The sequence below is a fragment of the Bradyrhizobium sp. BRP20 genome (assembly GCF_020194215.1).
GTDB lineage: Bacteria > Pseudomonadota > Alphaproteobacteria > Rhizobiales > Xanthobacteraceae > Bradyrhizobium > Bradyrhizobium yuanmingense.
Genome location: NZ_JADYVY010000030.1, coordinates 17,145 through 32,206 on the forward strand (window position 1 = coordinate 17,145; position 15,062 = coordinate 32,206).

Here is a 15,062-nt window from a genome sequence, read left to right on the forward strand (position 1 = left end):
CATTCCATTCAATCAGAAGCGAATTCGCGCGGTGCGCGAATGCTGCGGAGCGCACTTGGGGCGGCTATCGCAGGCTACCTGGAAGACGACGCTATCGTCGAGGTCATGCTCAATCCCGATGGGCGGCTTTGGATAGACCGGCTGTCGAGTGGCTTGGTTGACACTGGCGAAACCCTGTCTGCGGCGGACGGCGAGCGCATCGTTCGTCTGGTGGCGCATCATGTAGGCGCGGAGGTGCACGCCAGCTCACCGCGCGTGTCGGCCGAACTTCCCGGAACCGGCGAGCGCTTCGAGGGCCTGTTGCCCCCGGTCGTTGCTGCCCCCGCCTTCGCCATCCGCAAGCCCGCGGTCGCTGTCTTCACGCTGCACGATTACGTCACCGCCGGCACCATGACCTGCGGGCAAGCCGAGGCCCTGAGGAGTGCGGTCGCCGATCGCAAGAATATCTTGGTGGCCGGTGGCACATCGACCGGCAAGACCACCTTGACCAACGCGCTTCTGGCAGAGGTAGCGAAGACCGCTGACCGCGTCGTCCTGATTGAAGATACGCGCGAACTCCAGTGCAAGGCGTCCAATCTCGTGGCGCTAAGGACCAAGGAGGGCGTAGCCACCTTGTCTGATCTCGTTCGGTCGTCACTCCGACTGCGTCCTGACCGCATCCCAATCGGCGAGGTCCGCGGAGCCGAAGCTCTCGACCTTCTCAAAGCGTGGGGCACCGGCCACCCCGGCGGCATCGGCACCATTCATGCGGGCAGTGCGCTCGGCGCGCTGCGGCGTCTCGAGCAACTGATCCAGGAAGCGGTCATCACGGTGCCGCGCGCCCTGATAGCGGAGACCATCAACCTCATCGCCGTGCTCGCAGGTCGCGGCGCTGACCGTCGCCTCGCAGAACTCGCTCTCGTGACGGGGCTCGGGTCCGCCGGCGACTACAGCCTTTCACCAGCAGGAGACTGACATGGGTCCACGATTTCGTATTCTTCGAGAAGCTGCTCTGCTGGCGATCGCCAGCCCGGTGGTTCTGACGACAGCGCCAGCATGGGCGGCCGGCTCGAACATGCCGTGGGAGCAACCACTCAATCAGATCTTGCAATCGGTCGAGGGGCCGGTCGCGAAGATCATCGCCGTCATCATCATCATCGTGACCGGGCTCACGCTCGCATTCGGGGATTCCTCCGGCGGTTTCCGCAGACTGATCCAGATCGTGTTCGGTCTGTCGATCGCGTTTGCCGCCTCAAGCTTCTTCCTGTCGTTCTTTTCTTTCGGCGGTGGCGTGGTGATCTGATGGATGAATCTGTCACAGGCTTTGTTGTGCCTGTTCATCGCGCACTCACCGAGCCCATCCTGATGGGTGGCGCGCCGCGATCGGTAGCGATCGTCAACGGCACGCTTGCGGCAGCCCTGGGTCTAGGGCTGCGGCTCTGGATCGCGGGTCTGGTCCTCTGGTTCATCGGCCACATGGCCGCCGTCTGGGCCGCCAAGCGCGACCCCGCTTTTGTCGATGTGGTGCGCCGACATCTGCGCATTCCCGGACATCTCAACACCTGAGCTCTCGGTCATGATGAACCTTGCCGAATATCGCCATTCCAACGCGCGGCTCGCCGACTTCCTGCCCTGGGCAGCCCTGGTCGACGAGGGAATCATCCTGAACAAGGACGGCTCGTTCCAGCGGACGGCGAAGTTCCGGGGGCCTGACCTCGACAGCGCAGTGCCGGCTGAACTTGTCGCCGTCGCCGGCCGCTTGAATAACGCCTTGCGTCGCCTGGGATCCGGCTGGGCCGTGTTCGTTGAAGCGCAGCGGCATTTTTCCGGTAGCTATCCTCCGAGCACCTTTCCGGATGTGGCATCGGCGCTGGTCGATGCTGAACGCAGGGCCCAGTTCGAAGAGGCCGGCGCTCACTATGAGTCCAGCTATTTCCTGACCTTGCTCTATCTGCCGCCGGAGGAAGGAGCGGCTAAGGCAGAACGACTTCTCTACGAGGGCCGGGATCGCACCGTTGGAGCAGACGCGCGCGAGGTTCTCCGCGGATTTATCGATCAAACCAACCGCGTGCTTCAACTCGTTGAAGGGTTCATGCCGGAATGCGCCTGGCTCGATGATCAGGACACGCTGACCTACCTGCACTCGACGATCTCGACCAAGCGTCATCGCGTTCGAGTACCCGAAATTCCCATGTACATCGATGCGTTGTTGGCCGATCAGCCGCTTACCGGCGGGCTCGAGCCGATGTTGGGTTCAGCCAACTTGAGGGTCCTGACGATCGTCGGCTTTCCGGGAGCGACGACGCCGGGCATTCTGGACGACCTGAATCGCTTGGCATTCTCGTATCGCTGGTCGACCCGCGCGATCATGCTCGACAAGACCGATGCCACCAAGCTGCTGACCAAGATTCGGCGGCAGTGGTTTGCTAAACGGAAGTCGATTGGCGCCATCCTTAAGGAGGTCATGACCAACGAGGCGTCGACGCTGCTCGATGCCGACGCCCACAACAAGGCGCTTGATGCCGACGCGGCGTTGCAGGAATTAGGGTCGGACCAGATCGGACAAGCCTTTGTCACGGCGACCATCACCGTCTGGGACCGCGATCCCAATGCTGCCGACGAAAAGCTGCGCCTGGTCGAGAAGGTCATTCAGGGGCGCGATTTCACCTGCATGATCGAGACGGTGAACGCCGTCGAAGCCTGGCTCGGCAGCCTGCCGGGGCACGTCTATGCCAATGTGCGGCAGCCGCCAGTTTCGACCCTGAACCTCGCCCATATGATTCCGATGTCGGCCGTGTGGGCGGGAGAAGCGAGGGATCTGCACTTCAATGCGCCGCCGCTCCTGTTCGGCAAGAGCGAGGGATCAACGCCGTTCCGGTTTTCGCTCCACGTCGGTGATGTCGGCCATACCCTCGTGGTGGGACCGACGGGTGCTGGCAAGTCAGTCCTGCTTGCGCTGATGGCGCTACAGTTCAGGCGTTACCCGGACTCCCAGGTATTTGCGTTCGATTTTGGCGGTTCGATCCGGGCGGCCGCGATTGCCATGGGCGGCGACTGGCATGATCTTGGCGGTGGATTGTCGGACGGGGACGAGAACCCTGTCGCGCTGCAACCTTTGGCCTGGATCGACGATTCCGCCGAGCGCGGATGGGCCACGGAATGGATCAGCGCGATCCTGGCGCGGGAAAAGGTCGAGATCACTCCGGAGGTCAAGGATCACCTGTGGTCGGCGCTGACGTCACTCGCTTCGGCGCCGAGGGAGGAGCGCACCCTGACCGGGCTTTCAGTCCTACTCCAATTGAACTCTCTGAAACGCGCCTTGCAACCCTACTGCCTGGGCGGACCCTCAGGCCGGTTGCTTGATGCCGAATTCGAGCGCCTCGGCGAAGCTTCGGTTCAGGCGTTTGAGACTGAAGGGTTGATCGGAACGAGCGCTGCCCCGGCCGTGCTGGCGTACCTCTTCCATCGGATCGGAGACCGTCTCGACGGTCGGCCTACACTACTTATTGTCGATGAAGGTTGGCTTGCCCTCGATGACGAAGATTTTGCCGGCCAGATCCGGGAATGGCTGAAGACGCTTCGCAAGAAGAATGCGTCCGTCGTCTTCGCTACCCAGTCGTTGTCGGATATCGACGGGTCCGCGATCGCACCCGCGATCATCGAAAGCTGCCCAACACGCTTGTTGCTGCCGAACGAGCGGGCGATCGAGCCACAGATCACCGCGATCTATCGCCGCTTCGGACTCAACGATCGCCAAATCGAACTTCTGAGCCGGGCAACGCCAAAACGCGACTACTACTGCCAGTCGCGCCGGGGCAACCGCATGTTCGAACTTGGGCTTGGTGAAGTCGCGCTCGCCTTTACGGCAGCTTCTTCCAAGACCGACCAGGCTGTCATCACGCAACTCTATGCCGAACATGGACCTGACGGCTTTGTCCCGGCTTGGCTCCAGCACCGTGACGTCGCCTGGGCCCTCGATCTGATCCCCAATCTCGTCAACCTGGAGAAATCGCTATGAGGCGTCTTGGCCTATCGGCAGCGGCCGGCACCATCGCCCTCATGCTTGGCATCACCGCGCCGACGCGCGCGCAGTGGATCGTCTTCGATCCCAACAACTACGTTCAGAACGTCCTGACCGCGGCGCGGGAGCTCCAGCAGATCAACAATCAGATCACCTCGTTGCAGAACGAGGCGCAGATGTTGATCAATCAGGCGAAGAGCCTGGCAAACCTGCCGTACTCGTCGCTACAGCAACTGCAATCTTCGATCCGGCGGACTCAGCAATTGTTGGCCCAAGCCCAGCGCATTGCCTACGACGTCCAGCAGATCGATCATGCCTTCTCGACGAGCTACGCGCCAGCTACCAGCGGCCAGTCGGATCAATTGCTGATCGCCAATGCTCAATCGCGTTGGCAGAATTCGTATGCCGCAACGCAAGATGCGCTTCGTGTCCAGGCCGGCATCGTTGGCAACCTCGACACCAACCGCGTCCAGACCTCCGCGCTCGTTAGCTCAAGCCAAGGCGCTGTCGGTGCCTTGCAGGCGACACAGGCCGGCAATCAGATTCTGGCATTGAACGCGCAGCAGCTGGCGGACTTGACGGCTGTCGTGACGGCACAGGGCAGGGCGCAGAGCCTTGAAGCGGCGCAGCGCGCGGCGGCCCAGGACCAGGGCCGCGAACAGCTCCGGCGGTTTCTCACGCCAGGGCGGGGCTATCAATCATCCAACGTGCAGATGTTCCACTGATGACCGACATCCGGGCATTCAAGGCGTTGTCGCTGCTTACGACAATTGGCGTGTTGGTCGTCACGGCCTGCACGATTCAGCTTCGAGGCGGAGACGGTCCTCCGCCGCCGAAAGCGGAGCAGACGACAGACGCAAACAGCTCAGACCTCGCGCGGTGCCGCAGCGTCACTGCGGAGCACGCAGAGGGTTATGAGCGTTGCAAGCAAGTTTGGGCCGAAAACCGCCGTCGCTTCTTCGGCAAGAAAGACGGTGCCGCAGTTCCAGGCCGCGACGATTCCGCCGCTGGCGTGGCGCTAGCTCCAAAGGATCAAAGCCGGATCCCGCAGGGATATCCGGACCTGGCGACCCCTGAGGCGAGAAAGCCATGACTGGTACGGGGATCATTGACCAGTTCCTTGAAACGTTCACGCGTTATATCGATAACGGATTCGGATTGCTGGGGAGCGAGGTCGGATACCTCGCAACGACCCTTGCTGCGATCGACATTACGCTCGCAGCGTTGTTCTGGAGTTGGGGAACGGACGAGGACATCATCGCGCGCCTCGTCAAGAAAACGCTCTTCGTAGGGGTCTTTGCCTACCTCATCGGTGACTGGAACAGCCTGGCGCGCATCGTCTTCGAGAGCTTCGCCGGTCTTGGACTGAAAGCATCGGGCGCAAGCCTATCTGCATCGGATTTCCTGAGACCTGGAAAGATTGCTCAAGTCGGGCTTGATGCCGGCCGGCCGTTGCTCGACTCGATCTCAAACCTGATGGGCTACATCAGCTTTTTCGAGAATTTCGTCCAGATCGTCGTTCTTCTGTTCGCGTGGGTCGTGGTGCTGCTCGCCTTCTTCATTCTGGCGATCCAGCTCTTCGTCACTCTGATCGAGTTCAAGCTGACCACCCTGGCGGGCTTTGTGCTCATTCCCTTTGGCTTGTTTGGCAAGACCGCATTCGCTGCAGAGCGGGTTCTCGGCAACGTCATATCTTCCGGAATCAAGGTCCTGGTCCTGGCCGTCATCGTCGGCATCGGCTCGACTCTGTTCTCGCAGTTCACCTCTGGTTTCGGTGGCGCTCAGCCAACCATCGAAGATGCGATGACCTTGGTGCTCGCGGCGCTTTCCTTGCTGGGCCTCGGCATCTTCGGTCCGGGTATCGCAAACGGCCTGGTGTCGGGCGGACCTCAACTCGGCGCCGGCGCCGCGGTCGGAACAGGCCTTGCTGCCGGCGGCATTGTTGCGGCTGGCGCGGGACTTGCCGCTGGCGGTGCCGGTCTCGCTGGCGGTGCGGTTGCAGGCGCGGCGCGCGGTGGCGGCGCTGTCATAACCGGGGCAACAGCCGCCTATCGAAGGGGCGGCCTTGCCGGCGTCGCGGAGGCTGGCGCCTCGGCTGCGACGAGTCCATTGCGTCGAGCAGGTACTGCCTTCGGACGTAGCCAAGCGGGCGATCAGGGCGCGAGCCCCGCGGCCGAAGGGCAGCCTGATTGGGCTCGCCGCATGAAGCGTGCCGAGACCATTCGGCATGGTGCCTCGGCCGCTGGCCACGCCGTCCGTTCGGGCGATCATGGTGGCAGCGGCTCCTCCGTCGATTTGTCCGAAGGAGAACGGTGAGATGCACCTCTGCATCTCCGCCGCACACCAGCGCCTCAAATCCCACCTTCGCAAGACTTGAAACCGATCACTCGATATCAGGGGCGACCATCGATGTTCAAACGACCATCAGTTCACTACGGGCGCATGCCCGAGCCGATTACGCCTTATCAAAAGGCAGCGCAAGTTTGGGACGAACGCATTGGATCAGCGCGCGTGCAAGCCAAGAACTGGCGCCTAATGGCGCTCGGCTGTTTGATGTTGTCGGCCGGTCTCGCTGGCAGCCTTGTCTGGCAATCCAGCCAAGGCTCGATCACACCCTGGGTGGTCGAAGTCGATCATCTCGGCCAAGCGCAAAGGGTTGCGCCGGCCAACATCGACTATCAACCGACAGATGCCCAGATCGCGTACCATCTGGCGCGCTTTATCGAGGATGTCAGAGGTCTGCCGGCCGACGGCATTGTTCTGCGCCAAAACTGGCTCCGGGCCTATGATTTTACAACCGATCGCGGCGCCGCTGCGCTCAATGACTACGCACGCAACAACGATCCCTTTGCCAAGTTGGGCAAGGTCCAGATCTCCGTCGACGTATCGAGCGTCATTCGCGCCTCTTCGGAGAGCTTCCGCGTCGCGTGGACGCAGCGCACCTACGACAACGGTTCGTTGAGCTCGACTGAGCGCTGGACTGCAATTCTCTCGATCGTGATCGAAACGCCCCGCGATGCCGAACGCCTGCGCAAGAATCCACTTGGTGTCTACGTCCACGCTATCAGCTGGTCAAAGGAGTTGGGTCAGTGATCAAGACGCCGTCTCACATTTATTCGAAGCGTTCCTTCCAGCAAAGCAGATTCAATTCGGCTTGTCCCGAGTTCGTGAGTTCGAAACGTGCATTTTTATCCGCTCTTCTGCTTAGCTCCTCTGTGCTCGGTGGGTGCGCGACCTACATTCCGCCGGAGATCAGCTATGACGCTGAAGTTCCTCCGCTGCCAGCGAAGCCAGTGGCTCTCGACGACCGATCGCGACCGCTTCACGTTCCGCCTCTCTGGAAGCCGGCCCTCGGTGGCAAGCCGGGAGGGAAGGAAGAACCTGAACCCGTGAGCCGGGTTGAGACGGCAAACAGCGCGGCCCGGGTCGAACCACGCAAGCGGGGGTATTTCAACGCGGCGCAAATCTACGCGTACAGTCCCGGGGCGCTCTATCAGATTTACGCTGCACCGGGGCAGATCACGGATATCGCGCTCGAGGAGGGAGAACAGTTGACGGGAACAGGGCCGATCGCGGCCGGAGATACCGTACGCTGGGTCGTGGGCGATACCGAAAGCGGGAGCGGCGACACACGACGGGTCCATATTCTGGTCAAGCCAACCCGCGCATCGATCGAGACCAACCTCATCGTCAATACCGATCGGCGCACCTACCTGATTGAACTCCGCTCCCGGGAGCGGCCATACATGCCCTCCGTTGCCTGGTACTATCCAGAAACTGTACGGGAACGATCGCGTTCGGTCGCTCTGAAGCCCGTTCTTCCGGATCCGGCCCAGCGTATCTCCCGCTACGCCATCGAAGGGGATAATCCTCCATGGCGCCCGCTAGCCGCATATGACGATAGCCGTAAGGTCTACATCGAATTCCCAGCGGGGATCGTGCAAGGCGAGATGCCTCCGCTCTTCGTCATTGGTCCAGACGGCAAGACCGAACTCGTCAACTATCGCGCCTACGGCAACGTGCTGATCGTCGATCGGCTGTTTGCTGCCGCCGAACTTCGGCTTGGCGGTGAGCGCCAGCAGAAGGTCAGGATTGTCAGGACCGACGGGAGGCCGTCGTCATGAACACGCAGAGTGGAAACGGTCAGCAGCAAGCGGCTCCGCCTGAAACACAAGAGGATCAGTCCAAAAGCTTTCGCTTGAGAGCGGAGCATCCGCGCGTGACGCGCTTGTCGCGGAAAGTATTGGCGGGAGTGAGCGCGGTCGCCCTGCTTGTCATGGGCGGAGCCGTGCTGTGGTCGCTGCAGAAGAATCGCCCTCGAGATCAGGCAGCCAATGAGCTTTACAGCACTAACTACCATAATGTTGCCGACGGCATTACGACGCTGCCGAAGGACTATGCTGGCGTTCCGCGCCAGCCAATCCCGCAGCTTGGTCCGCCGCTTCCGGGGGACCTCGGTCGGCCGATCCTTGCAGCCCAAGGCCAGTCGCCGACGATCGGCGCTGATCCGGAACGACAGCGCCGGGATCAAGAGACCGAAGCAGCTCGCATCAGCCATCTGTTCGCTTCGACCAATGGGAGAGAAGTGCGCGAGCCCGCGGCCGCAGGGGGCGATCGCATCGCATCACCAAGCCCGATGAGTGCCAATGAGGACGGATTTGCGCAGAACGGTCAGGACCGCAAGCTTGCCTTCGTAAACGCCTCGGCGGACCGTCGCACGGTCAGCCCTGATCGTGTCACTAGGCCGGCTTCGCCCTATATCGTGCAGGCCGGGACGGTCATCCCGGGAGCCCTGATCACCGGCATACGATCGGACCTGCCGGGCCAGATCACCGCGCAGGTGACCGAAAACGTATACGACACGCCCACCGGTCGGTTCCTGTTGGTGCCCCAGGGAGCGCGTCTGATCGGGGTCTACGATAGCCAGGTCACTTTCGGCCAGTCCCGTGTGCTGCTCGTCTGGACCCGGCTCATCATGCCAAATGGACGTTCTATCGTTCTCGAGCGGCAGCCTGGCAGTGACGCTGCCGGGTATGCAGGTCTCGAAGATCAGGTCGACAATCACTGGGGTGAGCTGTTCAAGGCCGCCGCGTTATCGACGTTTCTGGCAGTTGGGACCGAACTGGGGGCTGGTTCGGACACCAACAGCAACGAGAGCGCAATTATCCAAGCATTGCGACACGGGGCCTCGGATTCACTGAACCAGACCGGGCAGCAGGTAGTTCGGCGCAGCCTCAACATCCAACCCACTCTGACCGTGCGACCCGGCTTCCCGATCCGCGTTCTCGTCAATCGTGACCTCATACTTACGCCTTACGGAGGGTAGGAGATGCCAAAGCTTAGAATAGGAGCGCTGCCCGACGACAAGCCGGTCAAGGTCATCACTGAACTTCCGGCATCAGTGCATCGAGATCTTGTTGCCTATGCAGAGGCCATGGCCCGCGAAAGCGGGCAGCGGATCGATCCGGCAAAGCTGATCGCGCCCATGCTGGCCCGCTTCATGGCCACGGACCGCGGATTTGCAAAGGCAAGGCGAGCCGGTCATTCCCCGAGAGCCGGCGGGGTTGAGGGATAGCGCTCTGCCAGCATATCAAGGAAACGCTTCAGAGCCGGATTCTCATTGTCGTCGCGCCAGTGCGCACGGAAGTCGACCCGGCTTGGTCCCGATCCGTCCTGCAACTCCCGGTACACGAGGCCAGCGAAGCTTGCACCAATATCCGATTCCATTACGAGACTGAGCCCCATACCCATACTTGTCAGGCTCTTGATGATGCCACGGCTAACATCGTGGCGCTCCACCTTGGGGCGGTCGTCCGGGCGTACAAGCTTCGAGATCAGAAGATCCTCAAGCTCTCGTCCTGGGTCATACTCGCTCAGGAGGATCTTCTCGTTACGCAAATCGGTCCAGTAGATGATCTCGCGTGCTGCCAGGCAATGATCCTTGGGCAGGGTGATCAGGATACGCTCGCTCCATAGCAGTAGTGATCTGGTGTCCTTTGAAGGCAGACGTCCTGGGCTGATGACAACATCGACGGTGCCGTTACGCAGTGCGATCATCAGACGGGAGCGAGAGCGTTCCATCGTTGTCAATTCAAGTTGCGGGAGTAGCTTTTTGAGCTCAGCTATCGTAGCTCGCAGATTGCCAGTGGACATGGACGTGTAGAATCCAATGACAAGATGGCCGGTGTCACCGCGACCACCGGATCTGCCGGTGTCAACGAGTATATCTACCTGCTCAAGGATCAGCCGCGCAATTCGCAGAACCGCTTGGCCGGCAAGCGTAGGCTTGATTCCACCGCTAGAGCGCTCAAACAGTGAAGCGCCGATCAAATATTCAAGTTGACCGATAGAACGGCTGAGAACGTTGTGCTTGACCGAGAGCGCTTCTGCGGCCCGCCGAAAGCTACCGCAGTCACAAGCGAAAACAGCCAGGCGAAGCTGCTGTAGGTCAATAGCTCTCGTTGCGCTCAGCCGATCGCTCCTGATTCCGGTTTCTGTCATCTTTCAAAGCTCGATAGCAAACCACAAGACGGGGGACTCTCCGCTTCGAGGCAGAGGGCCTCTATCTCACTGGTCGTGTGGGCCTAGGCGGCGGCAAACATGACCGGCGTCCAGAGAACTGGCGTCGAAAGACCTCCGGCCTTGCGCAGCCCGGTTAGGATCTCGCTTGAGATCGCAAGGTAGCCCGCGACGGCCACGGTATTGCCAATCGTTGAAGGACTACCAATCCGTCGCAACGGCCAGCCGGCCCGCCGAAGGATTCTTTCCATCCGGACATCAGTGACGGTAACAATATCTGTGAGCTGCCGTGAAAGCCCGAACTCGACCATTCCGGCGAACAACTCGTATGCGGCTTGCGTGATGCCGTGATCTCCTTTGGGAGCATCGGCTGCAACATCGATCGCGAATCTGCTGCTTTCCCAGATAAGTGGCGTTGAGGGAGCAGGATGATCTTCAAGAAGGACCGGGAAAGTATCTCGAAGCATGGTTGGCCCGAGAGAGGGCAGGAGACGAACAGAGCCTTGCACGCGGCCGTTCTCGGAAACTTGCGTCAGGTAGAAGGGATGCAGTGCGTCGAAATCATCCATCTCCATGTCGCCGCTGATTTGAACGTCCCACGCCATACGGAGCTTGAAAACACGATACCGCAACCGATGCATTTCAACCAGAGTGCCGGAAAACTCCCCATACGCGCGTGGTGCGATCAGTTGAATCATAGTTCCTCCAAAAGTGTTCGGAAGCTCTTTTGAAGCAAGATTCTTGATTCAATTCACTACCTGTAGCTGCAGGGGGTGCGAGTCCTAATTTTGCTTTCTTTTGTTCGCAGCCGCTAGAAGCGTCGCCGCTTGCACTACAGTCCGAACACCCAGCTTTTCCTTCGCGTTCTCTAGATAGGATGCGACGGTGTTGCGCGAGATGCCAAGGATGCACCCGATCTCCCAGGCACTTTTCCCTTGTGAGGCCCATTCCAGACATTCGAGTTCACGGGGCGACAAGAGCACCCCCGCGATTCGATGCTCACTTGTGAGTTTGCGACGAACGTGAGCATGGAAATACATGGCCATGAGCTGAAGCAAGCGTGACTGTGTATGGGTGAAAATCTCGAAGGCGTGACTGTGTCTGGCCGCCGCGAAAGTCAGGACAGCGACGGGGCCATGACCGTCGTGAATAGGAACAGTAAAGCCGACCCGAATTCCGAACTCCGCCGCCTCATCGAGGAGCTGTTGTTGGACGGCGGATCTTCGGTTTGGTTGTATGTCAACGCCCCACTGGAACGGCTCGGCTGTCTGAAGAGCTTGAGCGATGACAGGATCTACGAGCTCATACCTGCTCCGCAAGTAATGAGAGGTCCATTTCTCTGGATATGTTGAAATCAGACGCGGCTTGCTCTGTACTTCGCTCGGAAGCGCCAAGTATGCGAAGCATGATAATTCAAGGCCAGTGGCAGCCACCGTCATGGCCTGCGCGAAATCGGCCGCGCTATCCGCGCTCGCCAGTAGATCGATGAAAGTTTGAAATATACGGTGCATCTAGAACAGTGTGACGGCTACAGCGACGCCAGCTCTATGCTCCGGCAGCTGATTTGAACGACTGGTTCATTGATTAGTTGAACCGGTTTCGGCAGGTTTCCAGAAACTCTTGAAATTTTCCGCCGTTACCGCGTACCGAACATGGCTGAGGAGCGCATCGAAGTTGCGCTGCGGGCGTGACCACAAAACATTCTCTTTTCATGGCTGTCGTCCAGGAAGAAGACTGACGGGATAAGCAGACCCAGCCTGGGCTCGATGTTCGTGCCCACAGATCGGCTCGGGGGAAATTGGTACGATTTGGCCCCTGACAACATTATTGATGCAGTTTAGCTCACCCGTGCAGCTAAATTGAACGATATCCTGGTTGATCGGGGCAAGCCGCAGGCGTCTCGCGCTTTCGCCGGTAATCGGAGCGCAGACGATTCCCGATGTATAGCGGATGATGAAGGCCATCTCCTCAGCCGTACACCGCGAGGCGGCGATGACGAGGTCGCCTTCGGCCTCGCGATCGTCGTCGGTGACCACAACGATTGCGTCGCCGGCGAACGTCTGCAGGGCCGCTTCGATCGATGTCGTCATCTCGGTCGCTCTGTCCGCTGGAGCGGACGTGTGCTCGCGTTGGGTCGTGTGCGGATTGTCAAGTTCGGAGCGCCGATCGAGCACTCTCTGCCGATCTTGACTTCACCATTATTAGTAACTGGCCAGAGCCCATGGCGGAGCGCCTCATAGTCTTTCTACGCTGTAGCTGGGACGATTGGTGTCGAGCCCGATCGGCGCATCGGACAGCAAAGGACCGGTTGGGTCGTATCGGGGTCTTGGTGAGCGCTCCAGAGGGCGCGAGGGGGTGGCGCAAGCCTTGACGGTGACCGGCCGATTGGCGTCGATCGGCAGCACGGTCTTGTGCGAAATGCGCTTGAGGGCCAGATTTGATCGAATGCTGCTGACGCCGGGAATGCGGGATAGTTTGTTGACAATCAGGTCTTCGAGATCTTCGATGTCGGCCGCCATGACGCGGAGCATGTAGTCGCTCTCACCGGTCATGAGATAGCATTCCATTACCTGGGCCAGCCGGTCGATGGATCGGGTGAAATTCTCGAGGGACGTCTGGACCTGCTTTTCCAGCTTGATCTGGATGAAAGCCGTTACACCAATGCCGAGCACAGCGGGATCGAGGAGGGCGATCCGTCGATCGATCACGCCGAGTTTTTCGAGTGTTCTGACGCGAGCCAGACACGGCGACGGCGAGAGATTGACGCGTGATGCGAGCTCGACATTGGTCAAGCTCGCATTCTGCTGGAGCTCGTTGAGAATCTTGATATCTATTCTGTCGAGAGAGGTTGTCGACATCGCGTGTCTCCCAAATCTGGCAGTCTTCTTGCGGCGCTTATCACCATCGTTTGCGGGGCGATGACAATCGCGTGGTAAACGCTAACCGCAATTGCGCCTGTGGGATTTCGACAAATCGCCGACTTGTATCGAAAAACCGTCAATCTTCGGATTGTGCATTGCGATCAGAGTGTTAGTTGCCTAATTGCGATACATTCTTTGCACATGCGATATGCAGGCCGATGTTGATCCAACGGATCGATCACGATGTAACGGCCGGCGCTTCATCGAGTGGCTCCTCCCCGGCACTTGACGGGATGTGCAGCAGAGCTTCGGTGTCGAGCGTCGCAACTCTGCGGCCCTGTTTCGTACGACCGCCTTTAGCCGCGTGGGGCCGTGGTCCCACGTCGCTGACCACACCGCCGGCGTTGCGCGTGACAAGTGGTTCGGCAGGAACGACAGCCCACCCTCGACGACCAGAAAATGGCAAGGATCGGCCGGACGCAGAGCTGGATCAAGCGACCCGACAAGTCGCTGCAGCATAAAATGCTGATGAAGCTTCTGCGATACGCGTTGTTCAAGCAGTAATGCTGAGAAGCTCGAGCGACTATTGATCCACGATCGCACTAGGGCGGCGGAACGTTGGATTGTCGAGCGTGAAACTGAAGCAAGTCTATCTGACAGCGAACGATCCTGGACGCCTGGCCGGGTTCTACGAAGGTTTGGGTCTGAAGGTGCGCTTCGCTGATCCCGGCAAGTGGATCCAGTTCGTGAGCGATGCGGCTGCGTTCTGCGTCGCCGACCCGATGGAGTCCGCGTCGGAACATCTCAAGGATGCCGTTATCGTCTTCGATGTCGACAACCTCGAGGCCGCCATGGAGCGTGCCGCAGCCTTGGGCGCGCAAGTCGGCGCGGTTCGGGACATGGCCAGTCACGGCCGTGCGGTGAAGGTGCGGGATCCCGGTGGCAACGTCATCCAGTTCTATCAAGCAGCCGGATAGCTCAGACGTTCACCGGTGCAGCGCTGCATGCCCGGACTCACAACCAGACAAAAAGGGCACATCCATCCCATGAATCCAAGAGTCGTAGCCATGTCGTCCGCAACACCTCCGCTGCCCGAGCCGAGCCCACTCGATGCCGCAGCATTCCGCGCTGCGATGCGCAACGTCCCGGGCACCGTGTCGATCGTCACGACAGGCCGGGCGCCGAACCGCCATGGTCTGACGCTGACAGCGGGCTGCTCGCTGTCGACTGCTCCGCCTAGCGTGCTGGTTTGCGTCAATAGATCTGCCGGTGCGCACGACACCATTCTCAGCAGTGGATCGTTCTGCTGGAATATTCTGGGGGTCGAGCATCGCGATCTGGCGCTCAAGTTTTCCGGGCAGGACGGCAGCAAGGGCGATATCCGCTTCGGCGACGGTTTGTGGTGCGATCTCAAAACCGGAGCACCAAGTCTGGCCGGCGCGGTCTGCAGCTTCGATTGCCGCGTGGTGAATGCTTACAGCGACGCTAGTCACACCATCTTCACCGGAGAGGTGGTGGCTCAGACGATCAGAGCCGGATGTGAGTCGCTCGTCTATATCGGCGGAAGTTTCGCCGCGCCAAAGGCGGTCTGAAACACGGGACGACGTCCAACGCCGCTACGTTTCCGCTACAGCCAAGATGGAATCGATCAGCATGCAAGGAAGACGAAGACTTTCCATCGC

General features: G+C 60.1%; 17 protein-coding genes and 1 pseudogene. 13 read left to right on the forward strand and 5 right to left on the reverse strand.

Going from position 1 to position 15,062, the window contains the following annotated elements; all coding sequences use genetic code 11:
* The first annotated feature begins 39 nt into the window (after positions 1 to 39).
* The 11 genes from trbB (at position 40) to I6F33_RS35750 (ending at position 9,575) form a co-directional block, all read left to right on the forward strand.
* Positions 40 to 954, forward strand: coding sequence for a P-type conjugative transfer ATPase TrbB (trbB, locus tag I6F33_RS35700; protein WP_225145646.1), 915 nt, complete (start codon positions 40 to 42; stop codon positions 952 to 954).
* Between the two features lies 1 nt (position 955).
* Positions 956 to 1,282 carry a TrbC/VirB2 family protein gene (locus tag I6F33_RS35705; RefSeq protein ID WP_225145613.1) on the forward strand — a complete coding sequence of 109 codons (327 nt, stop codon included), beginning with the start codon at positions 956 to 958 and terminating at the stop codon, positions 1,280 to 1,282.
* Positions 1,282 to 1,545: a VirB3 family type IV secretion system protein gene (locus I6F33_RS35710; RefSeq protein ID WP_225145614.1), complete on the forward strand. Its 264-nt coding sequence runs from the start codon at positions 1,282 to 1,284 to the stop codon at positions 1,543 to 1,545. Before I6F33_RS35705 ends, I6F33_RS35710 begins: the two co-directional genes overlap by 1 nt.
* A gap of 10 nt (positions 1,546 to 1,555) precedes the next feature.
* Positions 1,556 to 3,997: a conjugal transfer protein TrbE gene (trbE, locus tag I6F33_RS35715; protein WP_225145615.1), complete on the forward strand. Its 2,442-nt coding sequence runs from the start codon at positions 1,556 to 1,558 to the stop codon at positions 3,995 to 3,997.
* Complete coding sequence (gene trbJ, locus I6F33_RS35720) at positions 3,994 to 4,725, forward strand: P-type conjugative transfer protein TrbJ (protein ID WP_225145616.1); 732 nt, start codon at positions 3,994 to 3,996, stop codon at positions 4,723 to 4,725. Before trbE ends, trbJ begins: the two co-directional genes overlap by 4 nt.
* Complete coding sequence (trbK-alt, locus tag I6F33_RS35725) at positions 4,725 to 5,093, forward strand: putative entry exclusion protein TrbK-alt (RefSeq protein WP_225145617.1); 369 nt, start codon at positions 4,725 to 4,727, stop codon at positions 5,091 to 5,093. Before trbJ ends, trbK-alt begins: the two co-directional genes overlap by 1 nt.
* Positions 5,090 to 6,316, forward strand: a complete 1,227-nt coding sequence (gene trbL / locus I6F33_RS35730) for a P-type conjugative transfer protein TrbL (protein ID WP_225145618.1) — start codon at positions 5,090 to 5,092, stop codon at positions 6,314 to 6,316. The genes trbK-alt and trbL overlap by 4 nt, the downstream gene beginning before the upstream one ends.
* Before the next feature lie 93 nt (positions 6,317 to 6,409).
* Positions 6,410 to 7,093, forward strand: a complete 684-nt coding sequence (trbF, locus tag I6F33_RS35735) for a conjugal transfer protein TrbF (RefSeq protein ID WP_225145619.1) — start codon at positions 6,410 to 6,412, stop codon at positions 7,091 to 7,093.
* Complete coding sequence (gene trbG, locus I6F33_RS35740) at positions 7,090 to 8,124, forward strand: P-type conjugative transfer protein TrbG (RefSeq protein WP_225145620.1); 1,035 nt, start codon at positions 7,090 to 7,092, stop codon at positions 8,122 to 8,124. The genes trbF and trbG overlap by 4 nt, the downstream gene beginning before the upstream one ends.
* Positions 8,121 to 9,326 (forward strand): TrbI/VirB10 family protein, encoded by a 1,206-nt coding sequence (locus tag I6F33_RS35745; protein WP_225145621.1) that lies wholly within the window; start codon positions 8,121 to 8,123, stop codon positions 9,324 to 9,326. The genes trbG and I6F33_RS35745 overlap by 4 nt, the downstream gene beginning before the upstream one ends.
* Before the next feature lie 3 nt (positions 9,327 to 9,329).
* Positions 9,330 to 9,575: a DUF2274 domain-containing protein gene (locus I6F33_RS35750; protein ID WP_225145622.1), complete on the forward strand. Its 246-nt coding sequence runs from the start codon at positions 9,330 to 9,332 to the stop codon at positions 9,573 to 9,575.
* Here I6F33_RS35750 and I6F33_RS35755 read toward each other — a convergent pair.
* From I6F33_RS35755 to I6F33_RS35775, 5 genes and pseudogenes are all read right to left on the reverse strand, one after another.
* Positions 9,542 to 10,501, reverse strand: coding sequence for a LysR family transcriptional regulator (locus tag I6F33_RS35755; RefSeq protein ID WP_225145623.1), 960 nt, complete (start codon positions 10,499 to 10,501; stop codon positions 9,542 to 9,544). The genes I6F33_RS35750 and I6F33_RS35755 overlap by 34 nt on opposite strands.
* Positions 10,502 to 10,584: 83 nt before the next feature.
* Positions 10,585 to 11,217 (reverse strand): acyl-homoserine-lactone synthase, encoded by a 633-nt coding sequence (locus tag I6F33_RS35760; protein WP_225145624.1) that lies wholly within the window; start codon positions 11,215 to 11,217, stop codon positions 10,585 to 10,587.
* 84 nt (positions 11,218 to 11,301) lie between these two features.
* Positions 11,302 to 12,030 (reverse strand): LuxR family transcriptional regulator, encoded by a 729-nt coding sequence (locus tag I6F33_RS35765; protein ID WP_225145625.1) that lies wholly within the window; start codon positions 12,028 to 12,030, stop codon positions 11,302 to 11,304.
* Between the two features lie 366 nt (positions 12,031 to 12,396).
* A pseudogene (locus I6F33_RS35770) lies at positions 12,397 to 12,609 on the reverse strand (3,4-dihydroxy-2-butanone-4-phosphate synthase); the annotation flags it as partial.
* 144 nt (positions 12,610 to 12,753) lie between these two features.
* Complete coding sequence (locus tag I6F33_RS35775) at positions 12,754 to 13,377, reverse strand: Lrp/AsnC family transcriptional regulator (protein WP_028140604.1); 624 nt, start codon at positions 13,375 to 13,377, stop codon at positions 12,754 to 12,756.
* A gap of 635 nt (positions 13,378 to 14,012) precedes the next feature.
* On the opposite strand from I6F33_RS35775, the gene I6F33_RS35780 reads away from it, so the two are divergent.
* Together I6F33_RS35780 and I6F33_RS35785 are read left to right on the forward strand one after the other, a co-directional pair.
* Positions 14,013 to 14,357, forward strand: coding sequence for a VOC family protein (locus I6F33_RS35780; protein WP_225145626.1), 345 nt, complete (start codon positions 14,013 to 14,015; stop codon positions 14,355 to 14,357).
* 90 nt (positions 14,358 to 14,447) lie between these two features.
* On the forward strand, positions 14,448 to 14,972 hold the full coding sequence (locus I6F33_RS35785) for a flavin reductase family protein (RefSeq protein WP_225145627.1): 525 nt from the start codon (positions 14,448 to 14,450) through the stop codon (positions 14,970 to 14,972).
* Positions 14,973 to 15,062 lie beyond the last annotated feature (90 nt).